The 23,161-nt window shown below is 67.1% G+C and carries 23 protein-coding genes (1 of these 23 running past the window's edge); 17 read left to right on the top strand and 6 right to left on the bottom strand.

Annotated elements, in window-relative coordinates; all coding sequences use genetic code 11:
• Positions 1-7: 7 nt before the first annotated feature.
• From NB3_RS24325 to NB3_RS24310, 4 genes are all read left to right on the top strand, one after another.
• The gene (locus tag NB3_RS24325) at positions 8-307 is read left to right on the top strand and encodes a WXG100 family type VII secretion target (RefSeq protein WP_067807933.1); all 300 of its coding nucleotides are present in this window, start codon (positions 8-10) and stop codon (positions 305-307) included.
• A complete protein-coding gene (locus NB3_RS35945) occupies positions 304-1,644 on the top strand; it encodes a WXG100-like domain-containing protein (protein ID WP_067807931.1) in 1,341 nt (446 codons plus the stop codon). The genes NB3_RS24325 and NB3_RS35945 overlap by 4 nt, the downstream gene beginning before the upstream one ends.
• Positions 1,644-1,988: a hypothetical protein gene (locus NB3_RS24315; RefSeq protein ID WP_067807924.1), complete on the top strand. Its 345-nt coding sequence runs from the start codon at positions 1,644-1,646 to the stop codon at positions 1,986-1,988. The genes NB3_RS35945 and NB3_RS24315 overlap by 1 nt, the downstream gene beginning before the upstream one ends.
• 260 nt (positions 1,989-2,248) lie before the next feature.
• On the top strand, positions 2,249-3,538 hold the full coding sequence (locus NB3_RS24310; protein WP_067807922.1) for a Fic family protein: 1,290 nt from the start codon (positions 2,249-2,251) through the stop codon (positions 3,536-3,538).
• Positions 3,539-3,919: 381 nt separating this feature from the next.
• Here the strand turns inward: NB3_RS24310 and NB3_RS24305 are convergent, their stop codons facing one another.
• Together NB3_RS24305 and NB3_RS24300 are read right to left on the bottom strand one after the other, a co-directional pair.
• The gene (locus NB3_RS24305; protein WP_067807919.1) at positions 3,920-4,246 is read right to left on the bottom strand and encodes a helix-turn-helix domain-containing protein; all 327 of its coding nucleotides are present in this window, start codon (positions 4,244-4,246) and stop codon (positions 3,920-3,922) included.
• 31 nt (positions 4,247-4,277) lie between these two features.
• A complete protein-coding gene (locus NB3_RS24300; protein WP_084823624.1) occupies positions 4,278-4,889 on the bottom strand; it encodes a Uma2 family endonuclease in 612 nt (203 codons plus the stop codon).
• A 323-nt stretch (positions 4,890-5,212) separates the two neighbouring features.
• Here NB3_RS24300 and rpsH point away from each other — a divergent pair, with 323 nt between their 5' ends.
• The 9 genes from rpsH (at position 5,213) to map (ending at position 10,753) form a co-directional block, all read left to right on the top strand.
• Positions 5,213-5,611 carry a 30S ribosomal protein S8 gene (gene rpsH, locus NB3_RS24295; protein ID WP_039795549.1) on the top strand — a complete coding sequence of 133 codons (399 nt, stop codon included), beginning with the start codon at positions 5,213-5,215 and terminating at the stop codon, positions 5,609-5,611.
• A 12-nt stretch (positions 5,612-5,623) separates the two neighbouring features.
• Positions 5,624-6,163, top strand: a complete 540-nt coding sequence (gene rplF / locus NB3_RS24290; RefSeq protein ID WP_067807914.1) for a 50S ribosomal protein L6 — start codon at positions 5,624-5,626, stop codon at positions 6,161-6,163.
• Between the two features lie 2 nt (positions 6,164-6,165).
• Positions 6,166-6,573 carry a 50S ribosomal protein L18 gene (gene rplR / locus NB3_RS24285; protein ID WP_067807911.1) on the top strand — a complete coding sequence of 136 codons (408 nt, stop codon included), beginning with the start codon at positions 6,166-6,168 and terminating at the stop codon, positions 6,571-6,573.
• Positions 6,574-6,604: 31 nt separating this feature from the next.
• Positions 6,605-7,264 carry a 30S ribosomal protein S5 gene (gene rpsE / locus NB3_RS24280; RefSeq protein ID WP_039795557.1) on the top strand — a complete coding sequence of 220 codons (660 nt, stop codon included), beginning with the start codon at positions 6,605-6,607 and terminating at the stop codon, positions 7,262-7,264.
• Positions 7,264-7,443 carry a 50S ribosomal protein L30 gene (rpmD, locus tag NB3_RS24275; RefSeq protein WP_039795559.1) on the top strand — a complete coding sequence of 60 codons (180 nt, stop codon included), beginning with the start codon at positions 7,264-7,266 and terminating at the stop codon, positions 7,441-7,443. Before rpsE ends, rpmD begins: the two co-directional genes overlap by 1 nt.
• Position 7,444: 1 nt before the next feature.
• Complete coding sequence (gene rplO / locus NB3_RS24270) at positions 7,445-7,888, top strand: 50S ribosomal protein L15 (RefSeq protein WP_039795561.1); 444 nt, start codon at positions 7,445-7,447, stop codon at positions 7,886-7,888.
• A 173-nt stretch (positions 7,889-8,061) separates the two neighbouring features.
• Entirely contained in the window at positions 8,062-9,384 is a 1,323-nt protein-coding gene (gene secY, locus NB3_RS24265) for a preprotein translocase subunit SecY (protein WP_067807908.1), read from the top strand.
• On the top strand, positions 9,381-9,926 hold the full coding sequence (locus tag NB3_RS24260; protein ID WP_067807905.1) for an adenylate kinase: 546 nt from the start codon (positions 9,381-9,383) through the stop codon (positions 9,924-9,926). The genes secY and NB3_RS24260 overlap by 4 nt, the downstream gene beginning before the upstream one ends.
• 29 nt (positions 9,927-9,955) lie before the next feature.
• Positions 9,956-10,753 (top strand): type I methionyl aminopeptidase, encoded by a 798-nt coding sequence (map, locus tag NB3_RS24255; RefSeq protein ID WP_067807902.1) that lies wholly within the window; start codon positions 9,956-9,958, stop codon positions 10,751-10,753.
• Positions 10,754-11,187: 434 nt separating this feature from the next.
• Here the strand turns inward: map and NB3_RS24250 are convergent, their stop codons facing one another.
• The 4 genes from NB3_RS24250 to NB3_RS24235 all read right to left on the bottom strand — a co-directional run bounded on the left by NB3_RS24250 (position 11,188) and on the right by NB3_RS24235 (position 14,765).
• The gene (locus tag NB3_RS24250) at positions 11,188-11,973 is read right to left on the bottom strand and encodes a class I SAM-dependent methyltransferase (protein WP_067807899.1); all 786 of its coding nucleotides are present in this window, start codon (positions 11,971-11,973) and stop codon (positions 11,188-11,190) included.
• Positions 11,974-12,008: 35 nt separating this feature from the next.
• Positions 12,009-12,440 (bottom strand): DUF4254 domain-containing protein, encoded by a 432-nt coding sequence (locus NB3_RS24245; RefSeq protein ID WP_067807897.1) that lies wholly within the window; start codon positions 12,438-12,440, stop codon positions 12,009-12,011.
• Positions 12,437-12,895: a DNA-directed RNA polymerase subunit beta gene (locus NB3_RS24240; RefSeq protein ID WP_067807894.1), complete on the bottom strand. Its 459-nt coding sequence runs from the start codon at positions 12,893-12,895 to the stop codon at positions 12,437-12,439. Before NB3_RS24240 ends, NB3_RS24245 begins: the two co-directional genes overlap by 4 nt.
• A gap of 346 nt (positions 12,896-13,241) precedes the next feature.
• Positions 13,242-14,765 carry a hypothetical protein gene (locus tag NB3_RS24235; RefSeq protein ID WP_244892057.1) on the bottom strand — a complete coding sequence of 508 codons (1,524 nt, stop codon included), beginning with the start codon at positions 14,763-14,765 and terminating at the stop codon, positions 13,242-13,244.
• Positions 14,766-14,931: 166 nt separating this feature from the next.
• On the opposite strand from NB3_RS24235, the gene dtd reads away from it, so the two are divergent.
• The 4 genes from dtd to NB3_RS24215 all read left to right on the top strand — a co-directional run.
• Positions 14,932-15,375: a D-aminoacyl-tRNA deacylase gene (dtd, locus tag NB3_RS24230; RefSeq protein ID WP_067807887.1), complete on the top strand. Its 444-nt coding sequence runs from the start codon at positions 14,932-14,934 to the stop codon at positions 15,373-15,375.
• A 183-nt stretch (positions 15,376-15,558) separates the two neighbouring features.
• Positions 15,559-15,882 (top strand): hypothetical protein, encoded by a 324-nt coding sequence (locus NB3_RS24225; RefSeq protein ID WP_067807882.1) that lies wholly within the window; start codon positions 15,559-15,561, stop codon positions 15,880-15,882.
• A 19-nt stretch (positions 15,883-15,901) separates the two neighbouring features.
• Complete coding sequence (locus tag NB3_RS24220; protein ID WP_067807879.1) at positions 15,902-16,396, top strand: YbaB/EbfC family nucleoid-associated protein; 495 nt, start codon at positions 15,902-15,904, stop codon at positions 16,394-16,396.
• A 37-nt stretch (positions 16,397-16,433) separates the two neighbouring features.
• Positions 16,434-23,161 carry part of the coding region annotated (locus tag NB3_RS24215) for a WXG100-like domain-containing protein (RefSeq protein ID WP_443093675.1) on the top strand (this coding region is incomplete at its 3' end). The annotated region continues 23,315 nt past the right edge of the window, so 6,728 of the 30,043 annotated nt are shown.

Below are 23,161 nucleotides of genomic sequence, written 5' to 3'. Positions count from 1 at the left end.
GGACCGTATGTCCGATGAACAGGCGTTCTCGGTCGATCTCGACAAGCTCGAAAACTTGGCCGCCCGGATCCGCGGCTTCGCGGGGTTGCTGTCCGATCAGCTGACGGCGATCGACCAGAAAGTCAAGGAGGTCGACGCCACGTCGGCCGGTGCGGCGATGGCGGCCTACCGCGAGGCGCATGACGAGTGGCTTGCAGGAGCCACCGACATCGCCGAAGGGCTCACCGCTTTGGAGGAGGCCGTGAAGCTCGCCCACGACGGCTATACCGGCGCTGTTGCCGAGGGATTGAGGATTCTCGGGGTATGACGGCTCTGGCTGTCGATCCGAAGGCGTACTACCAAGCGGCCACCAACTGCTTCGACGCCGCATCCGCGCTGCGGGACAGCTTTCTGTACATCTTCGCGGAGCTGGCCGAATGCGGATCGATGGCGGGTGTGGACGAGAACGGCCAGGAGTGGGCACGCTCGTACAACACCTCCGCCTACGAAGCGGTGGGATTCTTCCAGGACGTCCACTCCACGCTGTACGCCTACGGCAGCGCCCTCAACGACATCGGCTTCACGCACGCGCAAGCCAACGCCACCATGAAGGGCGCACCGCAGCCGGACCGGCCGACCGACCCGGGAATGCCTGTGTTCGGCCCGTTCTCGGTCCCGGCTTCCGCTGGTGGCCCTGGCCAAGGGATCGTCGACAAGGGCATCAATATCATCAGCCACATCGGCATACCCGTTCCCGACGGTGACACCGGGAAACTCGCCAAGGCCGCCGATGCCTGGGATCGTCTCGGCACGATCTACCAGAACACGAACGCCCGCGACAAGATCACGATCGCGGCGAGCCTGTTCGACAGCGTCACCGCCGACGACGCGGGCCACATCCGAGACGACCTCAAATCTCTTGCGAGTTCGATCGATCAACTGCTCACTGCCTGCACCCAGATCAGCCAGTCCTGCCTCGCATATAAGGACGCGCTGACGGAACTCCGCGACGAGATCAAGGGCTTCTTGAATTCCCTCGTCCAGGAGCTCGCCATCGACGCCGCGATCACCGTGGGCCTGTCGCTGATCAGCTTCGGAGCGGGAGCGGTCACCGCCGCCAAGGCTCTCGACTCGGTGCGGAAATGGGCCGGGAAGATCAAAGACGGCATCATCGCCTGGCGTGCGCGCAAGGCCCTCCAGATCGCGGGGATCCGCCAGGAGGCGAAGGACGCCGTCGTCAAGGCCAGGAAAGTGGTTACCGACCTGCGCGATCGACTGCGCGGGAAACGCGCCGGGGATGTGACCAGTGCCCCTAAACCACCGTCTAAGGCGATCGTAGACGAGAAGAAGTACGAGTATCTCTTCGGTAGGGCGGCAGAAGACGCGCACAACTCTCCAAGATCGTTGCAGAATCTCTCCCAATTGAACCGTGTAGGAGTTTTCGACAACCAGGCTGGAAGGGAACTGCTCAATAGTCATTTCGACGAGGTCGTCCGCACTGACAGTAATATCGCAAGAACCTTCTCGAATGATTATGGAGACTTCCAAGTACGGGAGTCGCTGTTCGTCGGTCCGAACGGTATTCTAAAGTTTGAAACAACATGGCAAGTGACGCCGGAAGGCTTACGCTTGACAACTGTGATTCCGAAGGGTGGAGCAGCGTAGTGGCCGATCATGAGTTCATTGAGCCGGAAGAGTCGGAGTTCTTGGAGGCTTTCGGGGCCGATCGTGTAGCCATCCCCGGAGCTACTGCTTCCTTTGTGGTGAGTATAGACTCCGACGATAGGAATGAACTGGAATTATCATACGATGTAATAGCGCGATCCGCGCGAGTTCGCTGGTTGCAGGACTCGATGCTCGTAGTGGATATTTTCCGAGAACAGGTGAACCGTATTTCGATCGAAGGCGGCGGGGTGATCAAAATCTCGACCAGTGGAGTCGATCTTTCGGGCGAATTGGCTGTAGAGGTGTATCCGATCCGGATCAGAGACGTGTCCTTGGCCCGGTGAATTCTGTCGGTCGTATGCTGCACGCGTGGAACGCTGTCGGAGGCAGGATTTCTACATCTGTCGACATAGCATCGATAATGTCTGGCTGCGTGACCTGCCGGGTGTGCAGCGTCTGCGATGTGCAGATTGAAGAGGCTACCGCCGACCCGGCTGGAGTGGTGTTGGCCTGGATGGCGTCCGGCGCTGCCATCGCGCGGCGAACCTTACATGCGTGCCGATCTTATTAAAGGTTATCTGTTAACCTTTAATAAGGAGGTGGCATGGCAAAGTTTGCGCGACGGCGGTGGGCCGGCAACCTGGATGGTGGCGGCCTGTCTCGACGGGACCGTGGCTCTGGCACATACGAGGTGTACCTGCCCGATTCGCTGGCTGGTCGCCGCATCGTCTTGACCAGCGAGACCGCCGCCGACGTGGTCGACGCGGAGGTGGCGATCACTCGTCTCGATACCGAGGCGTTAGCACTTGTGGAGACCGAAGCGTTGTCTCGGTTGCTGCTGCGCGCCGAGGCCATCGCATCGTCACGGATCGAGGGGCTGGTGGTCGGCGCGCGTCGGCTACTGCGCGCCGAGGCGGCGCGCCAGCTCGAGGGCGAATCATCGGACGTGACGGCAGCCGAGGTTCTGGCGAATATCGACGCTATGGCTCTGGCCGCGGGTGCGGTCGGCCGTGGTGAGCCGATCACTGAGGATGTCCTGCTCGAAATCCATCGGCGGCTGCTCACCGGCACCAGACTCGCACAGCACGGCGGGTGTTTCCGAGACGCGCAGAACTGGATCGGCGGCAGCTCCTTCAATCCCTGCTCGGCCGCATTCGTTCCGCCGCCCCCAGAGCTCGTCCCCGAACTGATGAAGGACTTGATCGCGTTTTGTAATAGCGACGATTTGCCCGCTGTCGCGCAAGCTGCCATCGCCCACGCACAGTTCGAGACGATCCACCCCTTCATCGACGGCAACGGCCGAACCGGTCGAGCATTGATCCATCTGATCCTGCGCCATCGTGGCGTGGCCGAACGCGTCGTCGCGCCTGTCTCGCTCATCCTCGCCACGTGGAGCGACAGTTATATCGACGGTCTGACTCGCTTCCGGTACGTCGGTGAGTCCGATTCCCAACAGGCCACCGACGACTTGAACATCTGGGTGGCGCGCTTCGCCGCCGCCTGTACTCGCGCGGCGCAGGATGCGACCGCTTTCGAAATGAAAGCTGCTGAATTGCAGAGATCGTGGCGAGATCGAGTGGCGCCGGTACGGGCGAACTCCGCGCTGGATCTGCTGCTCGGCAAACTGGTCGGAGCTCCGATCCTCACCGTCGCCACGGCGGCGACGCTGACCGGGCGTAGCTTTCCCGCCGCGAACGCGGCCGTACAGCGTCTGGCCGAAGCCGGAATCCTGCGCCAGCTCACCGTCGGGCGACGCAACAGGGCCTTCGAGTCGCCTGAGGCGATCAGTGCTTTCACCGCTCTGGAACGACGTCTTGCCAGCCCGGAGGGTGACACTCGAACATCGGACCCGGCACGCCCGGTGCCGTCGAGGAAGATGCAGTCTGGCGGTTGACCTGCGGCCGACGAGGGCACCGGCTCTCCCGATTCGAGCGCCCGCGTGGTTAGGGCGCCAGTGTCATCACGGACGGCTCGTCGTTCGATATGGAGTTGGTGCCTGTTGGACTACTGATCGTCTGGCGCTCGGGAACGATCCGAGGCACGGAAGACGTTCAACGGCGGGTGAATTGGCCGTCAGCGGTCACCGTCGAAACTCCTTGCTGCCCGGCGGAGCAGGTCGCGCGTGGTCTTCTCGTCCAGGGCAGCCGTGAACACCCTCGCCTCGCAGAGCGCTCACCCCTGCGCAAGGCCGCGAGTGGCACACCACCGAGAGCCTTACTCGGCCGATGGCGCAGTGGTGTGCCACTCGCGGACGTAAGCGAAGCCGCAGCGAGCGCTACGCCGCGCTGGTGTGCGGTGTGAAGCTGACGCGCGCGTCGTCGGCGTCGATGGCGATGTTCAGCGAAGCGTCCAGGGCTCGTGCCAGCTTTGTCAGTAGCGGAAGGGTGGGGACGGCGTCGGATCCCTCGATCCGGGAGATCTTCGCCTGCGTCAGTCCCGCCCGGTCGGCGAGTTCGGCTTGGGTGAGGCCGAGCTCCGTGCGACGGTTGTATACGGCGGCGGCCAGCTCCATGGCCAGTCGGATTTCATGACGCACTTCGCTGACGGCCTCGGGCTCGGTCAGTCCCTGGTCTCTACCCGTCTTCCATCGACTGTGGGGCATCACAGCTCTCCCTTCTCGACCGACCTGCGCGTCAGAATTCCAACTCCGACCAGGGGATGTGGATGGGGAAAGGGAAGTCGATGGTGATGGCGTCGGAATCGTTTGGTGACCATTCGCCGACCAGCAGGTAGTTCGTCGGGTAGAGCGGGCGTACGCCGGGTGGGAGCTCGCCGGGTTCGGTTTCCAGGGCGTACGCGCGGACTGTCGCGATGGCCCTCTTCTTACGCGCGAGCGTCACCTCCCAATACCAGGGGATCCCCCCATCGGCGTAGCGTCGCTGCTCCTCGTGCGGATCGATTGCGATGTTCGCCGGAGAACTGATGCGGCCGACAAGCAGCACGTCGTCAGCGCGGATGTCCTGATAGGGGGTGTCGAGGCGGCGGTAGACGAGGATGTCGGGGGTGGCGAAGTCCGACTTGCCGGTCTTGCCGAAGAAGACGTTGGTTTCGAAGTCGACACGCCACCAGCTTTGCGGCTGCTCGGCCATGCCATCGCGAGCGCAGCGCTTTAGTGCGCTGGTCAGCGCGAACGTGAACGCTTGATGTTCGGCAGGCCCCCGCTGTCGCCAGATGACGCGCCCGTTGCGCAGCTCGATCTGTCCGGCGATCTCCTCGGGTAGCTGCTCGAGCTCCTCCCAGGTCATGGACTCCGGGAGGTCGGGTCGTTCGACGCCTGGGCTCGACATAGGCCCATGTTAGCCCGGTCACGGGCTGTTTCCGCTGGTCATGGGTCCAGTGCGGCGGCCCCCTCACCGACCCCGATTTTGTCCCGGTGAACCCCTTGCCTACACTAGAGCGGTTGCCTGGGCACCTCCATGTCCGCATGCGTGCGCCCGGGTGATCGAACCTCCTCCGGTCGGCAAGGGTCGGCCGGACCATCCGAATTGTCGTAGGCCCACCGCCGGCATGCCCTGTGCATGGCGGCGCTGCATGGGAACCGCGGCGAGAAAGGTGTCTAGGTCGAACCATGACCATGACTGATCCGATCGCAGACTTCCTGACACGTCTGCGCAACGCCAACTCGGCGTACCACGATCAGGTGAAGGCTCCGCACTCGAAGCTCAAGGCGAACATCGCCGAGATCCTCAAGCGCGAGGGTTACATCGCCGACTACCGGACCGAGGACGCACAGGTGGGCAAGACGCTCATCGTCGACCTCAAGTACGGCCCGAGCCGTGAGCGCAGCCTCGCCGGCGTGCGCCGTGTCTCCAAGCCCGGTCTGCGCGTGTACGCGAAATCCACCAACCTGCCCAAGGTGCTCGGCGGCCTCGGCGTGGCGATCATCTCCACGTCCTCCGGCCTGCTCACCGACAAGCAGGCGGCCAAGCAGGGCGTGGGCGGCGAAGTCCTCGCTTACGTCTGGTAAGGGAGCAGGACTATGTCGCGTATTGGTAAGAAGCCCATCGCCGTCCCTGCGGGCGTGGATGTCACCATCGACGGCCAGGACGTCTCGGTGAAGGGGCCCAAGGGCACCCTGTCGCTCACCGTCGCCGAGCCGATCACCGTCGCCAAGGGCGAGGACGGCCAGCTCGAGGTCGCCCGTCCGGACGACGAGCGCCGCAGCCGCGCGCTGCACGGCCTGACCCGCACCCTCGTGTCGAACATGATCGTCGGTGTGACCCAGGGCTACGAGAAGAAGATGGAAATCTTCGGCGTCGGTTACCGCGTCGCGCTGAAGGGCCAGAACCTCGAGTTCGCCCTCGGCTACAGCCACCCGGTGCCGATCGAGGCGCCCGAGGGCATCACGTTCGCGGTGGAGTCGCCCACCAAGTTCTCCGTGTCCGGGATCGACAAGCAGAAGGTCGGCCAGATTTCGGCGGTCATCCACGGCCTGCGCAAGCCCGACCCGTACAAGGGCAAGGGCATCCGCTACGCCGGCGAGGTCGTTCGCCGCAAGGTCGGAAAGACGGGTAAGTGATCATGGCGCAAACCGAAAACCAGAAGGCCAAGCGCATCCCCCTTGGCAAGGACGTGTCGACGCAGCGCCGCCTGTCGAAGGCGCGCCGTCACTTCCGCCTGCGCAAGAAGGTCGTCGGCACCACCGAGCGTCCGCGCCTGGTGGTCAACCGCTCCTCGCGGCACCTGCACGCCCAGCTGGTGGACGACTCGGTCGGCAAGACCATCGCCGCGGCTTCGACCATCGAGGCCGACGTGCGCGCGGTGGACGGCGACAAGTCGGCCAAGAGCAAGAAGGTCGGCGCCCTGCTGGCCGAGCGTGCCAAGGCCGCCGGTGTCGAGGCCGTCGTGTTCGACCGTGGTGGGCACGATTACCACGGCCGGATCGCCGCACTGGCCGATGCCGCTCGCGAAGGTGGGTTGAAATTCTGATGATCGACAACAAGAACGGAAGGAACGTCTGATGCCGGGACGTCAGAGGCGTGACGGCGGAAGCGGACCCGCCGGACAGAATGGCAGCGCCCCCGAGGGCGGCCGCGGCGACCGTCGCGGTGGCGGCGACCGTCGGGGCGGTGGCGACCGTCGCGACAACGCCGCGGAGAAGAACCAGCTCGAGCGGGTCGTCGCGATCAACCGCGTCTCCAAGGTCGTGAAGGGTGGTCGGCGCTTCAGCTTCACCGCCCTCGTGATCGTCGGTGACGGCAACGGCCTGGTCGGCGTCGGCTACGGCAAGGCCAAGGAAGTTCCCGCGGCCATCCAGAAGGGCGTCGAAGAGGCTCGCAAGAACTTCTTCCGCGTCCCGATGATCGGCTCCACCATCACGCACCCGGTTCAGGGTGAGGCGGCCGCCGGTGTGGTCATGCTGCGTCCGGCTTCGCCCGGTACCGGTGTGATCGCGGGTGGCGCGGCCCGTGCCGTGCTGGAATGCGCCGGTATCCACGACATTCTGGCGAAGTCGCTCGGTAGCGACAACGCCATCAACGTCGTGCACGCGACTGTCACCGCCCTCAAGCAGTTGCAGCGTCCGGAAGAGGTCGCGGCCCGCCGTGGCCTGCCGCTCGAGGACGTCGCCCCTGCGGGCATGCTGCGTGCGCGCGCCCAGGCTGCCGGAGGTGTCAAGTAATGGCAGATCTCAAGGTGACCCAGATCAAGAGCTCGATCGGCGCCAAGAAGAATCAGCGGGACAGCCTTCGGACCCTTGGTCTGCGGGGTATCCGCAAGACCGTGGTCCGCGAGGACAACGCCCAGAACCGCGGGCTGATCAATGTCGTGCGCCACCTCGTGACCGTTGAGGAGGTCTGACATGACCATCAAGTTGCATCACCTGCGTCCGGCTCCCGGCGCCAAGACCGAGAAGATCCGCGTGGGTCGCGGTGAGGGCTCCAAGGGCAAGACCGCGGGCCGTGGTACCAAGGGCACCAAGGCGCGCAAGAACGTCCCGGCCGCCTTCGAGGGCGGGCAGATGCCGATTCACATGCGGCTGCCCAAGCTCAAGGGCTTCACGAACCCGTTCCGCACGGAATACCAGGTCGTGAACGTCGGCAAGATCGCGAAGCTGTTCCCCGAGGGCGGCGAGGTCGGCAAGGCCGAGCTGGTTGCCGCCGGCGCGGTTCGCAAGAACCAGCTGGTCAAGGTCCTCGGCGATGGTGAGATCGGCGTCGCGGTCCAGGTGACCGCGGACAAGGTCACCGGCGCGGCGAAGGAGAAGATCACCGCCGCCGGTGGCACCGTCACCGAGCTGGGCTGACGGTACTCTGCATGACAGCGGCGCCGGACGAGTGAGCAGCTCGTCCGGTGCCACTGTTAGAGTTCAATTGTTGTCTGCCCAAGCCTCGTCGTGGTTTTCGGCGTCCCATCAGTGTCGAGCAGGGACATCGCTGAACATCCATGTCATGACCATGTCGTTCGCCAGGAGGATCAGTGCTTTCCGCCTTCGTATCGGCCTTCCGGACTCCGGACTTACGGCGGAAGATTCTCTTCACGCTGGGGTTGATCGCGTTGTACCGGCTCGGTGCCTCGCTGCCGTCCCCCGGCGTCGACTACAAGGCGGTCCAGGAGTGCATCGACCTGGTCTCGGGCGGTGAGTCCGGCGGCATCTACCAGCTGATCAACCTGTTCTCCGGTGGTGCGCTGCTGCAGCTGTCGGTCTTCGCGATCGGCATCATGCCCTACATCACCGCGAGCATCATCATCCAGCTGCTCACCGTCGTCATCCCGCGGTTCGAGGAACTGCGCAAGGAAGGCCAATCCGGCCAGACCAAGATGACGCAGTACACCAGATACCTGTCGATCGCCTTGGCGATTCTCCAGGCCACCGGCCTGGTCGCACTGGCGGCTCGTGGCCAGCTCCTGCAGGGCTGCCAGAAGGACATCCTGGCCGACACCAGCATCTTCGGCATGATCATCATCGTGCTCGTGATGACCGCGGGCGCGGCGCTGGTGATGTGGTTCGGCGAGCAGATCACCGAGCGCGGCATCGGCAACGGCATGTCCCTGTTGATCTTCTCCGGCATCGCCGCCCGCATCCCGAGCGAGGGCAAGGCGATCCTGGACAACCGGGGCGGCCTGGTCTTCGGTCTGGTGTGCGTCGCCGCGCTGGCGATCATCACCGCCGTGATCTTCGTCGAGCAGGGCCAGCGCCGGATCCCGGTCCAATACGCCAAGCGCGTGGTCGGCCGGAAGATGTACGGCGGCTCCTCGACCTACCTGCCGCTGAAGGTGAACCAGGCGGGTGTCATCCCGGTCATCTTCGCCTCGTCGCTGCTGTATCTGCCGAACCTGATCGCGCAGCTGACAGGGTCGCAGAACAACCAGAATCCGAGCTGGTGGCAGGAGATCATCCAGAAATACCTGGTGAATCCGGGCAACCCGGTGTACATCGCGATCTACTTCAGTTTGATCGTGTTCTTCACCTACTTCTACGTCGCGATCACCTTCAACCCGGAGGAGCGCGCCGACGAGATGAAGAAGTTCGGCGGCTTCATCCCGGGCTACCGTCCCGGCAAGCCGACCGCCGACTACCTCAACTTCGTCCTGAGCCGCATCACCCTGCCCGGCTCGATCTATCTCGGTCTGGTGGCGGTGCTGCCGAACCTGTTCCTCGACATCGGCGCCTCCGGCGGTACGCAGAACCTCCCGTTCGGCGGCACCGCGGTGCTGATCATGGTGAGCGTCGGTTTGGACACCGTGAAGCAGATCGAGAGCCAGCTGATGAATCGAAATTACGAAGGGTTCCTCAAGTGAGAGTTGTACTGCTCGGTCCGCCGGGCGCCGGTAAAGGCACCCAGGCCGTCCTGCTGTCGGAGAAGCTGGGCGTTCCGCACATCTCCACCGGGGACCTGTTCCGCGCGAACATCAGCCAGCAGACCCCGCTCGGCCGCGAGGCGCAGAAGTACCTGGACGCGGGCGACCTGGTGCCGAGCGACGTGACCAATCGGATGGTGGAGGCGCGGGTCAACGAGCCCGACGCCGTCAACGGCTTCGTCCTGGACGGATACCCGCGCACGGTGGATCAGGCCGACGCGCTGGAAAAGATCCTCAAGGACATGAACACCAAGCTCGACGCGGTGCTGCGGTTCGTCGTGCCCGAGGACACCGTGGTCGAGCGGATGCTCGCGCGCGGCCGCGCCGACGACAACGAGAGCGTGATCCGCAACCGGCTCCGGGTGTACCGCGAGGAGACCGAGCCGCTGCTCGACCACTACGACGGCCTGGTCGTCTCGGTGGACGGCGTCGGCGAGGTCGACGACGTCAACGCGCGGGCGCTGCGCGCGCTGGGTCACTGAGCCGGTCGACGATGGAGCGCTGAGGCCGGATGGTCTTCAACCGCAAGAAGAAGGTCGTGCCGTTCCGGACGGCAGGCGAACTCGATGCCATGGCGGCGGCAGGCGCTATCGTCGGCCGCGCCCTGGTGGCCGTGCGCGCCGCCGCCAAGCCCGGGGTGTCCACCCTGGAACTGGACGAGGTCGCCGAGCAGGTGATCCGGGACGCGGGCGCGGTGCCCTCCTTCAAGGGCTACCACGGCTTCCCCGCCTCCATCTGCGCATCGGTGAACGACCGTGTGGTGCACGGGATCCCCACGGCCGAGGAGATCCTCGCCGAGGGTGACCTGGTCTCCATCGACTGTGGCGCGATTCTCGACGGTTGGCACGGCGATTCGGCCTGGACCTTCGGCGTCGGCACGATCATCGAGGCCGATCGGTTGCTCAGCGAGGCGACCAAGTCGTCGATGGAGGCCGGAATCGCGGCGATGCTGCCCGACAACCGGCTGACCGACGTCTCCCACGCCATCGAGCTCGGCACCCGGGCGGCGGAGAAGGAGCACGGGCGCGCCTACGGCATCGTCGACGGCTATGGCGGGCATGCCATCGGGCGCGAGATGCACCTCGATCCGTTCCTCGCCAACGAAGGGGAGCCGGGTAAGGGACCGAGGCTCGTGGTGGGCTCGGTGCTCGCGATCGAGCCGATGCTCACGCTCGGCACCACCCAGACGAAGGTGCTCGACGACGACTGGACCGTGGTCACCGTGGACGGCAGTCGTGCGGCACATTGGGAGCACACGGTCGCCGTCACGGAGGACGGACCCCGGATCCTGACGTTGCGTCCGGAGTAGCGCACGGCCGTCGGATGGTCCGGTTCGGTGACACTGCGCGGCGAGGAAACGAGCCGCACCGACGCCAGGATGCCCTGGTCGATCTCGCCGCGTTTCCGCGCGCCGACACCATGCGCCGACACGCCACCGGGCGATACCCAGCGTTCGCTGGATCGGTGACGTCGTTCCTTGCACCCGCGTCCTTGGCGTCGAGCCGAAGCGGTGGGCCCGGTCGGTGCCCGTGCGGGGTGGAACGGTTACTTCTCCTTGGGGTTCGGGACTGTTTGAACGATGCCGTCAGCGTATGGCCGGGCAGGCAGGGTTGACGTGAGTAGGCCGCTACTCGAATCGACTTGGCGCACTCCGCAGTTCGCTGCGATTTCGCCTGCCTCGAGGGCTTCGTGGCAGGGCGGGCGACGCTCTGGCCTGGCTATTTCGTATGCGTAAGTAGCCGTTCAGTCGGCGGGGCGCAGGATTGTCCGCAGCGCCAAGGTGACGATGGGCAGATCGAACTCACCCTCGGCGGTCTCCGGCCGCTCGCGCAGATAGGCCATGATCCGACCGAGCACCTCGGCCCGCTCTTCGGGGGAGATCACCAGTGTGTGCGATTGCGTGCCGATGGTCGCGGCCAGAGACTCGGCGGTGCGCCGATACCGGTGCGGGAAGGTCGACCGTTCGAACACGTGCTCGTGGAACATCCGGTGGTCGGGCAGCGTCACCCGTCCGCTCGGCGGCGGAGCCATGGACACGCTGGACCCGGCGACCTTTTTCAGCCCGGCGACCCAGTCCACGGAAGCGTCGTCGGTGTTCCACAGGGCGGCGAGGACGCCGCCGGGCCGCAGCACCCTGATGAACTCCGGATAGGCGCGGTCCAAGTCGAACCAGTGGAAAGCCTGTCCGGCGACGATAGCGTCCACCGATTCCTTTTCGAGCGGAATGGCTTCGGCCGCTCCGGCATGGGCGGTGACGCTCGGAAACCGGCGGTGCAACTCATCGCGCATGTGCTCGTCCGGCTCGACGGCGATCACGGTGGCGCCTGCTTCGAGCAGGCCCTCGGTCAGCTTGCCGGTTCCGGCACCGAGGTCGAGGACGGTCGGCGGGTGCCGGTGGGCGGCGGCGGCCAGCGCCCAGCGGATGGCCGCGGCCGGATAATCGGGTCGGTGTTCGGCGTGCGCGCCGAATGAACTCGCTCTCCTGGCGTGCAAGGCGAGCTTCTCGTCGTGGTCGTCCGGACTCCCCATCCGTTCAACTCTACGGATGGGGAGCCGCGACGGACCTAGGATGCGCCGGGCAGCCTCCGCACGCCCGCGCAGACCTCGGCGGCCAGGTCGTCGTAACCGACGGCCAGTTCGGCCAAGCGCTGCCAGGCGTCCCACAGATCCCATTCCGAAGCGCTGGCCAGCGCCGCATAGGCGTTCGCGGTGAACTGGGCCAGGCGATCGATCACCGCGCCGACGGTCTCGGTGTGCACGTGCGCCGCGCCGTGGGCGGGGGGCAACTGCACGGTGATCCAGCGGTCGATGTCGCGAATCAGGCTCGCGCGCAGCGCATCTATCTCGTCGAGCGCGTCGTGTGCCGCGCTCATCCTGCGTTCGTGCAACGTGGTGAGTTCGTGCGCGCAGCGCAGCAGCGGGTTGCTTTCGTGCATTTCGCCTCGGCAGGCTTGCAGCACTTGATGTTTCGCCGGAAGAACCGCTCCGGTTGTCATCGCCTGACCGTTCTCGTGCACGACCGTACGGCGTCCACGACGGACGAGCCCGCGGGACGGAAACCGTTCTCCGGAGGCACGATCCAGTGCCGGTAGTCGGCATCGGCGGCCGCGGGGGACGGCAGGGCGATCTCGCCGCCGCTCGGCACGATCGAAACGTTCAGGCGGAACAGCTCGGCGAACAGCCGCACGTCGTCGGGTAAGTCGGGCCGGGTGAGGAAGGTCCATCGTTTGGACCGGACGTGAGAGATGATCGGGCCCACCGCTATTCGGCGATGGACGAGATCGTCGCGCACTTTCTGCCCCAACGCGGCGGGCATCGTGATCGCGCCGACGAATCCGGCGCGTAAGACGATTCGGCCTATCTCCGGATGAACTCCGGCGGGCAGGTCGCAGGTGTGTCGATAGTAGGCGCATCGGGCGGTCGGGGTGTCCGCCAACGCCAGTTGGTCCATAGGGCCCTCGGGTAGCTTCGTGTGACTTTTTCCAAGCCGCCCGGACGGCGCTGCGGCATCGGTGCTGTGATCCGGTACATCGTGCGGGCGTTGTTTCAGTAGAGCACTCCATGGAGCGGATCAAACATTCCGTTCAATTAGTTCTCGAGATGTTCGTTTGCCTGCTGGTTACCGGTGCGTGCGGTGACCGGCAGGAGACGCGACGTGGCCCCCCGTTCAACTCGGCGTACGTATTTCCTGGTCAAATGACCTGCGAAGATGCGGGGTGGAAACGCCGGGTATTTTGTTCACCGCCGCCGTTGACGGGAGCGGCTACCTTGCCGCAAATCGTTGCGGCACAGCGGACTCAGGGTGTCGTGCGGAAGAACAGCACGCGGTCGCCGTGCTCGGACAACGGCGTGTCGGCACTGATCTGGCGCAGGCCGCAATCGGGCAGGTAGGTGAGGTTGGCGAAGACCTTCGTGTTGCCGAAGGCCGCGCGCAGTTTGCTCTCCGTCGCGCGATCGGGGTTGTACAGGGCCAGCGTCTCGAAATCCAATGGCGCGAGCGGTTTGTCGAGCGGAGCCTGCCCGGCCGGACGGCCGAGCGCGGCGTACTGGGTGGCCGCGCCGCGCTCGTACCAGCACAACTCGTAGGCCACGTCCTCCGTGACCGTGATCGCCGCGACGGGCCAGTCCTGGGACAGGCGCAGTGCCAGCGGATGTTTCGCCACCGGGGTGAGTTCCCAGTTCAGGCTCATGACCGTCACCCAGCCGCCGTAGGGCTGGTCGATCAGCACGATGTCGTCGCCGAGGGTGGCGGAGGTGTTCAGCTTCGGCTCGCGGATCGTCAACTTCGACTCGTGCGTGCCGAGATAACTCTCGCGGTCGAGGGGATAGGCGTCGTCGACGGCGTAGGCCGCGATGATCGCGGCGCGCACCTGGGCGATGGCGTCCCGTTCCGGCAGGTAGACGCTGAGTGCGCCGAAGGTGGAGCCGATCTGCACGGGCGTCGACGGCTGATCCTGCTCGGTGCCCGGCGCGAGTGGGCGCAGGCCGACCAGGGCGAGCTTCCAGTTGATCTCCTCGACGGTCGACAGGTCGCCGGAGGATTTGAACATGATCTGCTGCTGGGTGAGCCGTCCGGCTCCCTCCAGGGTGCGGCAACCCAATTCGACCAGGGCCCGGTGCGATTTGGGGGTGAGATCCAGGTCCTGGATGCCGCAGGCGCGCAGCCGGATCGACATGCTGGTGGAGGTGAACGCGGCGTACCGCTCCCGGTACATCGCGATGGCCTGCTTGCGTGACCGGCCGACCATGAGCGTGCGCAGCAGCGTGCTCAGGCTGGCCAGGTACTTCCCGGACAGCTCCGGGTTCGCCGCGGCGAGGGAGGCGCGGATGCGGGCCGCCTCCTCGGTCGCGGCCACGGCGGCGTCCTGATCCAGCCTGCCCAGCCAGACACCGCACTTGGACAGGCCGTCGGCGCACGGGCCCGCGACCTCGGGGTGCTCGCGCGCCACTTGCCGGTAGACGTCGCAGGCGCGCCGGATCGTGGTGGTGGCCAGTTCCCTGCGGCCGCTGTGCCGCGCCGCCTGCTCGAAGGAGCGCAGCGCGTCGTTCAACTCGCCGGCGAGGCGGGCGGTGAGCACTTGCCCCCTGGACAGCAGGCGCAGGCGGATTGCCGCCGCCTCTTCGGCGGGCGCCAGCGCTTCCCGCGTGCGGTCGCGCGTCGAGCTGTTGTTCTTGGTGGCGATCAGCCCCTTGGCGAGTTCGCCGAGAGAGGTGGCCAAGCGCAATTCGGATTCGACCGTCCGGTCGAGGGCCGCATACCGATCCGCCGCGATCTGACGCTCCATCGCGTCCAGATCCATCGCGCTCCTCGTTTCCAGCATGATCCTCCGCCAACGCGCGGCAACCGCGCACCACAATCTTCTGCGCACCGAGTTTGTCACGCTTGCCGCCCGCGCGCACCTGTATCCCGCCAGGCAGACCGGGTTGTCCGGCGGCCGGTGACCCGCGCGGACGCCGCCGCCGCGACGGAAGGCATGATCGACGGTTGTGCGAGCCCTTCTACAGCGCGTGAGTTCGGCCCGGGTCACCGTCGGCGAGCAGGTCGTCGGCCGGATCGACCCGGTGGCCGACGGCCTCCCGCACGGCCTGGTCGCGCTGGTGGGCGTGACGCACTCCGACTCGGAGGCGACCGCGCGCGCACTGGCCGACAAGGTGTGGCGGCTGCGCATCCTCGACGGGGAGCGCTCGGCCGCGGATCTGGGCGCGCCGATTCTGGTGGTCAGCCAGTTCACGCTGTACGCGGACACGAAGAAGGGCAGGCGTCCGTCCTGGTCGGCGGCCGCGCCCGGCGCTGTCGCCGAGCCCCTCGTCGAGCACTTCGCGCAGGCGTTGCGCGAACTCGGCGGGACAGTGGCGACCGGGCGGTTCGGCGCGCATATGCGCATCGAGCTGGTGAACGACGGCCCGGTCACCGTGATGCTGGAGCTGTGAGCGGCCGTCCTGCCCCGTAAATTCGGGGCGCCGAGCGCATCTCACGGGCTCACCCGTGTTCGACCTGGAGCGAAGCCTGCCCGCAAACATCGAGGAATTCGCCGTTCATATTGGCGTCACTGGGGATTAGTCATCCGGTGTTACCGTGGGTGGGAAGGACGCGAGGGTGGAGGAGCGGACGCGATGGCGGACAATGTCGAATTCGACGAGCATCTGTTCCGCAAGGCGGCCCAGAAGACAGGGCACGTCGAGGACCGGATCAACGGCATCATCGACAGATTGAGCGCGTCGATCGCCGCGCGCGGAAACTGCTGGGGCAACGATACTATCGGCCGCAACTTCGCCAACGGCCCCGACGGCTCCGGCGGTTACACGACGACCAGGGACAACCTGATCAAGGGCGCCCGCAACGTGGCGGGCACATTCGAGAACTTCAGCAAGGGACAGACGAAGACCGCGAATCTGCTGCGCGACATGGAGCACGGCAACCGCGACGGCATCCGCTGACCCCGGGGTTCTCCGACCGATGACGAACGAGCAAGCCAAAGCGGACCTGGCCGACATCCTCGACGGCGTCCAGGAACAGATGCGGATCATCGCGCGGTTGCAGCAGGAGCGCGCGGAGTTGACCGGCCGGGCCACGGTGCGCGGCAAGCGGGTGACGGTCGTCGTGAATGCCGACAACACGGTCATCGACACCCAGTTCGGGCCGAATATCGAGGATCTCAGCCACGCCGAGATCGCCAAGGCGGTCACCGAGGCCGCGCAGCAGGCCAGTGCCGATGTCGCCCGCAAGACGCGAGAGCTGATGGCTCCTTTGGACACTCATCGTGCGCGCATGCCGAAGCTGTCCGACTTGGTGGAGGGCATGCCCGACCTGCGCGCGCCGGAACCGGTCCCGGCCCCGACGACACCGCCGAACGCGCGGGAGCGCAGGGAGTTCTCCGACGGCAGCGGCATGCGCTTCACCGAGACCGTAGAGCGCGATCGTGGTGGATCGGTCACCGACTCCAGCTGGTGAGCTCGGTGGCCGCACCGGCCCGTCGAGGTAGCCGCCCATGGCCATCGAGCTGCCCGCAGCGCTGAAATACCTCGAGCCGATCGTCGGCATGGAGTGGCCCGAGGGCAACGAAGACCAGATGTGGGGCCTGGGTGGGGACTGGCGGACCGCCGCGGAGGAGTTGCGTTCGGTCATCCCCGACATCGTGGCGGCCAAGAGCGCGTCGATGACCGCTTATCCCTCCGGCGACGGCTACACGGAGATGGTCAAAGCCTTCGACAGCTTCCTGACGTTCAGCGGCGGCAATCCGCAGGACGACCAGACGCTGTCGAAGCTGGCCGACTATTTCAAGGAGATCGGCGACTCCGCTTACGACGTCGGCACCGAGATCGAATACGGCAAGCTGATGTACTGGTCGTCGCTGGCGTTGCTGGCGGCGGAACTGGCGGCGTCGTTCGCGTCCGGGCCGTTCAAGCCCGCGGTGGACGCGGCGGCGATCGCGGCCACCCGGATCGCGGTTCGCATCATCGGCCAGCGTTTGGTGCAGGCGGTGATCCAGCGGGTGGGGCGGATCGTGGCCAACCGGTTCGTGAGCTTCCTGCTCCGGCACGTCGCGATCGACACGATCCTCGGCACCATGCAGGAACTCGGGGTGCAGGCCTATCAGGTCGAGCAGGGGCACCGCAAGAACATCAATGTCGAGCAGGTCGTCGTCACCGCCGTGAGTTCCGCTGCGGGCGGCGCGGCGGCGGGGCCGCTGGGTGAGAAGCTGGGCCATGCGCTGACCCGGAAGTTCGGCCCGGAGTTCAATCCGTTCCTGCACGGCGCGATCACCGGGACCACGGCGGGTTTGGCTGGCGCCGGTGCCGGCTTCCTCGGTGCGACCGCCACGCAGTTCGGCTTCGACGTGGCGACGGACGGGTTGGACAAGGCGCTGCAGAACCTGGGGAACACGCCGGTCGACTGGCGCATGTTCACGGCGGGCGCGTCCAACGGTGCGATGACCAGCGCCGCGAAGGTCGGTTCCGCGCAGATGTGGAACAAGGTGATGCCGACCACGATGAGTCGTCCCGATCTGGGAACTCGGGTGAACAATCTCTTCGCCGACGTGGGCGGGCCGCGGGTCGGCTACCGGCCCGATGGCGCGGGGACGCCCGGTGCGGGGGACGGCAGTTTGGCTCCGGGCGCGTCGAATACGCCCGGGGGGAACGGGGCTCCGCGCGCCGGGATGCCCGCGGCCGGGAACGGCAATGTCTCCGGCGGTACGGATACTTCGCGCGGGGCCGGGGTGTCCGGAGATCGGGGTGCGAGCGCGGGGGCCGATGGGGGGAGGTCGAACGAGGCTGGGCGGAATGGGGAGGCCGGCACTACGGCGCAGAACGGGGAGCAGGGGGCGGCCGGGGAGCGGGCAGGGTCGGGGGAGCGTGCGGCGTCGGGTGAGCAGTCTGCGTCCGGGGAGCGTGCGGCGTCGGGTGAGCAGTCTGCGTCTGGTGAGCGTGCGGCGTCCGGTGAGCAATCTGCGTCTGGTGAGCGGAGTGCGCCTGGCGAGCAGTCTGCGTCCGGGGAGCAGTCTGCGTCCGGGGAGCGGGCCGCGTCGAGTGAGCAGCCCTCGGCGGGTGAGCATTCTGTGTCGGGTGAGCACACGGCGTCGGGTGAGCAGTCTGCCTCTGGTGAGCGGAGTGCGTCGGGTGAGCAGTCCGCGCCGGGGGAGCGGTCCGCGTCGGGCGAGCGGTCGACGTCCGACACCGGCGCAGGGCTCGCCGACGAAGGAAGGCAGGAGCGCGGCGCTGGGACAGGACGTTCCGAGGAACCGAATATTGCCGCAGGACAGCACGATAGAGCTAGTGACCCGGGTGCCGCCCAGCACGGCACTGTCGACGGTGTGCGGAACCCGGAGACGCGGTCGGTCTCGGATACTCCGCCGACGGGCGCGACACCCGTCGCGGGCGTTCCGCTCACCGGTCCCGGTGCGACGCCGCACGGCGGGCCGAGCACAACTGGCGCGCCGCCGTCGACCGGTGTCGCGCCGGGCGCTACGCATGCGTCGCCTGCTTCCCCCGGATCGAGCGATGCGCGACCCGCGCCGTCTTCCGAGTCCCGCGCCCCGGCCGCCACTTCCGAGAGCAGGGCGGTCGCTGACCGGGGCCGGGCCGGTGTCGCCGATCGCGCCGTGGGTTCCGGCCGCGACGAGGCCGGGGTGCGGGCGGGCAAGACCGACTCCGAGGCTCCGCGAGCCGAATCCAGGCGGGAGGCCGGTGCGACCCGTCAGGTGGGGGAGGCGCGCCAGGACGGCGAGACACGCTCGGCAGGCGAGACGCGCCGAGCAGGCGCCGACCGGACGGAGGGCGAGGCGGCGCGCTCCCGCGATGCCTCGGAATCCGAAGACGGCAGACCCGAAACCACTGAGCCGGTCGTGCTGCCGCTCGCCGGTGACGCGGGTGAGTCCAGGACGGTGCGCCGTGTGGACACGGATGGCCCGGCGCGTCGTCCGAGTGGGGATACCGACGGCCCGGCTCGTCGCCGGGGTGCGGACACCGATGGGCAGGATCGCCGGGACACGGACGAAACCACGCGCGACGATTCCGAATCCGACGCGCAGCAGGATCATCCGAGAAATCGTGGGGAGTGCGCCCGGCTCTCCTTGGCCGAACTCCAGGAGGCGACCGGCAGCGGCACCATTCGGCCGCCGGACGAACCGGTCGGTGAGCGCGGCATGTCCCTGCGCGAGATCGAGCAGGCAGCGGGCGGCCGTCTGTGGGACTACCCGGACGGCGGCCAGGAACAGTCCCGTCACCAGGGCATCGCCGACGAATTGCTGCGGATGGCCGCGGGGATGGATCCGCGCGATGTCGCCGAAGGTCGTGGACCGCGCGCCCTCGTGGTGGACGAATACGCCGGCCCCGTCGACGAGCACGGGGTGGGGGCGCACGCCTACACCCTGACCGTGCGCATGCATCCGGACACCGGCGAGTTCCGCATCGAGGTGTCCGATCCGGGAGCGGAGAGCCGCAAAGGATTCCCGCCGGACGTGCCCGCGGACCTCCGCTCGGTGTCGGCGATCCTGTTCGACGGTGCTGGAAAGACGGTGCCGCCGAGCGGATCGGACCCGCGCGTGCGACCCGCCGACGAACGCCCGATCTATGGTCCCGCCGGCGAGATCAGCGGTCGGCGCGACGGCGAGACGCCGAAGCAGTTCCGCGCGCGGCTGCGGGCGGAGATGGCGGATATGCACTCCAGGCGGGCCGCCGAGCAGGCGCGGCAGCTGCGTGACCTGGTGAACCGCATCGATGAGGCGGATCTGCCGGAAGGCGTGACGAAACGCTCGCTGCGGATCAAGGCGGGGCAGGCCGAATGGCATGCCCGCGAGTTCCGCAAGAACGCCGACACCTGGTGGCGGGTCGCCGGTGGGCGTCCCGCGGACGATGCCCCGGTACCGCCGCGTTCGCCGTCGGACCCGGCACCGGACCCGGCGCGCTCGCGCGGCGAAGCGGATTCACCTGATCCGGCCACGGACCCGGCGCGGTCTCGCGACGAGGCGAATTCACCTGATCCCGTTACGGATCCGGCGCGGTCTCGCGACGAGGCGAATTCACCTGATCCGGCCGCGGACCCGGCGCGGTTGCGCGACGACGCTGATTCATCCGATCCGGCGCGTATTCCGCCGGGTGACCGTGAACCCAGCGCTGTGGATGAAGCGAATCGGCCTTCGGATTCGGCGACTCGGCCGCGTGACGCCGACGGTGCGTCGGAACCGCGTGACCGGAAGGCCGCGCCGCTGGACGATGCCGATACAGACTCGGCGCGGTCGCGCACCGACTCGGACACAGCTGACCCGGAGCGTGTTCCGTCGGGTGACCGTGTTCCGAGCGCTGTGGATGAAGCGAATCGGCCTTCGGATTCGGCGACTCGGCCGCGTGACGCCGACGCTGCGTCGGAACCGGCTGACCGGAAGGTCGCGCCGCTGGACCGCGACCATGCCGGCGGCGACGGCACGCGGCCCGCGCGCGACCGCATGGCCGCCCTCGACGAGACGCCCGACTTCCTCGGTGAATCCGATGACGCCGAGCACCGGTCCGAGCACGGCGACGACCATGTGCCCACGGGCATGTTCCGCGACGCCGCCGGACTGCTGCACATGTTCGGCGATCGGCCCGATTCCTATCGCGACGCGGACGGAACGTGGCATCACCGGGACGACGACCCTGGCACCTACCGCGACGACAGCTTCCGATTGCGCGACGAGCTGAACAACGAATACGTCACCGATCATCTGACGAACCGGCCCTACCGGTTCATGGCCGACGCAGGCGACAAGCAACCGTACACCGTGATCGACGACGCGATCGCGGCCCGGATCGCGAAGACGGTCACCGAGCGGGCGGGGCTGGAGACGCAGCGCAACAAGGCCAATGCCGCGGTCAAGCGGCACATTGCGGAGTTCGGGATCGAGAAGATCAGCGATCTGGCCGAGGAGAAGCTCGCCGGACGGGTGGAGAAGCTCGAGATCGAGATCTTGGAGTCCGACCTCTCCGACGAGCAGAAGCAGGCGAAGCTCGATCGTCTCGGCGAGATGGAGCGCAATGCCGCGGAGTTCAACCGGTTGGGCCCGTTGCTGGTGAACGCGTCGAAGACGCTCGGCGAACTGGGCGGCAGAGCGTTCGCCCTCGACGCGGACAAGCATCCGGGCGCCGTGCTGCTGTCGCCGTTCGAAGGCGCGATCGATGGCGCGGATACCGTCGACATAGCGGTGCTGGTTCCCGGTGCCGACGGCCGGCCGCCGAAGCTGGTGGTGATCGAGGCCAAGGGTGTCCACCGGGACCTTGGTGGTTCCAAAGCCGCCGAGGCGCAACAGGGTTCGCCGGAGTATCTGCGCCGGACGGCCGCGATCGACAAGAACCTCCGGCGGATTCTGACCGAGACGCCCGAGGAGAGGGCGGCGCGCGGCGTCGTTCCGGGCAGTCCTGAAGAGCGGGCGTTGATGCGGGCGCGCGATCAACTGCTGGAAGCGCACGAAAACGGGACGCTGGCGATCGAATACCACTTGGTGCACGCCACCAAGGACGGCGTCGTCACCTCACGCGAGTTCAATCTCCATCGCGACGGCGTGCTGGTGCGGATCGATGTCATCGGCGGCATCGCATCGCCCGCGCTGGCGGGTGCACCGGACCAGGCGCCGCATGCCGACACCCCGGCGCGGGACGCCGACGATTCGTCACCTCCGCTCCAGGACAGCGACGCGGCGGCCGCCCGCGATGCGGAACTGCTCGGCGTCACGGGTGAGGACGAGTGGTCGCATCTGAGTCCGGAAGAGGTCGGCGAGCGGCTGCGGGAGCACCTGCGCGGCGTGATGGACAATCCCGAGTTCGAGGTATTCGGGTTCGACCTCGACGGTCTCAACCCCGAGGTGGTGCGGGAATACGCCAGGGCGATGGTCGATCTGGTCGAGCGGTTCCCGGCCGCCGACCTGCGCGGCGTCGGTATCGGTGGGCTGCCGCCCGAGGTGATCGGCATGGCGCAGCCACGGCTGGACGCCTCCGGGCGCATGTTCACCGAATCGATCGTCCTCAGTTACGACCATGCGACCGGGGCGCAGACGTTCCGGGATCGCATGCGGATCGGTGTGGACAACGGCCGGTTCTCCCCGGACGTGCTGCGTCGTCCGGTCCTGGCCGTCGTCGCGCACGAATACGGGCACGCGCTCGACCACGCCGGCCAGCAGAGCGCGCGCCATCGCGCCGAGGAATACCTCTACGAGCGCTATCTCGACGACGACACACGAAACCCCGAACTCGGTTTCGAGGACTGGCTGCACCAGCTCAGCGGCCACAGCTTCGACCGAGACGGCAACCTGCGGCCGGAAGAGGCGCTGCCCGAGGCGTTCGCCGAGCACGTGCTGCGTGGCGACGACTCGGCTTGCGCGCCCGCCCGAGCGCTGCACGACCTGCTGACCCGGTCGGCCGCCGAGCCGCCGGAGAACAGCGACGCGCCGCTCTCGCTCGAGGCCGACCACATCGACCTTCCGCATGATGGGCCGCAGGCGCGTGCTCCCGACGACTCGCTCGGCCGCCATGGGGACGTTCTGTTCGAGGGCAATCTGCCCGAGGACGGGACGCCGCTGTATCGCGGCATCCCTCGGCTGCTACCCGACGGATCGGTCAATCCCGCGTACCACGAGGCGGTTTCGGGTCGCGCGGTGCCGCGCGGAACCGTGGACCTGTCCGCCGAGGAACACATCTCCCAGCGTCGCGCCGCCGAGAGCGACACCACGTCGTGGTCGCGCACCCGTAGCGCGGCCGAGGCGTTCACCAACGGTGACGGAGTGATCCTGGAATGGCGCACCGGTGCGCCGCCGGAGGGCGCGTCCTGGAAGTTCAAGCCGATCTTCGATCTGCCGGACGGGTTCTCCCAGGTCCTCATCCAGGGGACGCTGCCCGACGCGCGCGCGACCAGGTTCATCGCGGCGGACGCGCATCCCGAGCCCGCCGTGCGCGAGGACCCGCAGCGGACGGGCGACGGCACGCCGGGCGCGGACACGGTGTCGCGGCTGCGTGACGACGAGCCGTCCGGCGCACCGGCTCCGGACTTCGGCGACGACGAGAACGCCGCGCGGACGGATGATTCCGATGCGACGCTGCTCGGTGCGCCGACCGATGACGAGTGGTCGCCGCTGAGCCCGGCGGAGGTCGGCGAGAAACTGCGCGACGACCTTCGGCGAATGACGGACAACCCACGGTTTGAGGTCTTCGGCTTCGACCGCGACGGGCTCAACCCGGAGGCGGTGCGCGA

Source organism: Nocardia beijingensis NBRC 16342, assembly GCF_001612785.1.
Taxonomy (GTDB): domain Bacteria; phylum Actinomycetota; class Actinomycetes; order Mycobacteriales; family Mycobacteriaceae; genus Nocardia; species Nocardia beijingensis.
This window is presented reverse-complemented; position numbering and strand designations above follow the sequence as displayed.

Coding starts and splice junctions, on each gene's coding strand:
- NB3_RS24225 (WP_067807882.1), top strand. CDS start 15,559: ATGGCGGACAATGTCGAATTCGACGAGCATCTGTTCCGCAAGGCGGCC.
- rplO (WP_039795561.1), top strand. CDS start 7,445: ATGACCATCAAGTTGCATCACCTGCGTCCGGCTCCCGGCGCCAAGACC.
- NB3_RS24220 (WP_067807879.1), top strand. CDS start 15,902: ATGACGAACGAGCAAGCCAAAGCGGACCTGGCCGACATCCTCGACGGC.
- NB3_RS24245 (WP_067807897.1), bottom strand. CDS start 12,440: ATGACAACCGGAGCGGTTCTTCCGGCGAAACATCAAGTGCTGCAAGCC.
- NB3_RS24310 (WP_067807922.1), top strand. CDS start 2,249: ATGGCAAAGTTTGCGCGACGGCGGTGGGCCGGCAACCTGGATGGTGGC.
- rpmD (WP_039795559.1), top strand. CDS start 7,264: ATGGCAGATCTCAAGGTGACCCAGATCAAGAGCTCGATCGGCGCCAAG.
- NB3_RS24325 (WP_067807933.1), top strand. CDS start 8: ATGTCCGATGAACAGGCGTTCTCGGTCGATCTCGACAAGCTCGAAAAC.
- rplR (WP_067807911.1), top strand. CDS start 6,166: ATGGCGCAAACCGAAAACCAGAAGGCCAAGCGCATCCCCCTTGGCAAG.
- rpsH (WP_039795549.1), top strand. CDS start 5,213: ATGACCATGACTGATCCGATCGCAGACTTCCTGACACGTCTGCGCAAC.
- NB3_RS24305 (WP_067807919.1), bottom strand. CDS start 4,246: ATGCCCCACAGTCGATGGAAGACGGGTAGAGACCAGGGACTGACCGAG.
- NB3_RS24240 (WP_067807894.1), bottom strand. CDS start 12,895: ATGGACCAACTGGCGTTGGCGGACACCCCGACCGCCCGATGCGCCTAC.
- NB3_RS24300 (WP_084823624.1), bottom strand. CDS start 4,889: ATGACCTGGGAGGAGCTCGAGCAGCTACCCGAGGAGATCGCCGGACAG.
- rpsE (WP_039795557.1), top strand. CDS start 6,605: ATGCCGGGACGTCAGAGGCGTGACGGCGGAAGCGGACCCGCCGGACAG.
- map (WP_067807902.1), top strand. CDS start 9,956: ATGGTCTTCAACCGCAAGAAGAAGGTCGTGCCGTTCCGGACGGCAGGC.
- rplF (WP_067807914.1), top strand. CDS start 5,624: ATGTCGCGTATTGGTAAGAAGCCCATCGCCGTCCCTGCGGGCGTGGAT.
- NB3_RS24235 (WP_244892057.1), bottom strand. CDS start 14,765: ATGCTGGAAACGAGGAGCGCGATGGATCTGGACGCGATGGAGCGTCAG.
- NB3_RS24250 (WP_067807899.1), bottom strand. CDS start 11,973: ATGGGGAGTCCGGACGACCACGACGAGAAGCTCGCCTTGCACGCCAGG.
- NB3_RS35945 (WP_067807931.1), top strand. CDS start 304: ATGACGGCTCTGGCTGTCGATCCGAAGGCGTACTACCAAGCGGCCACC.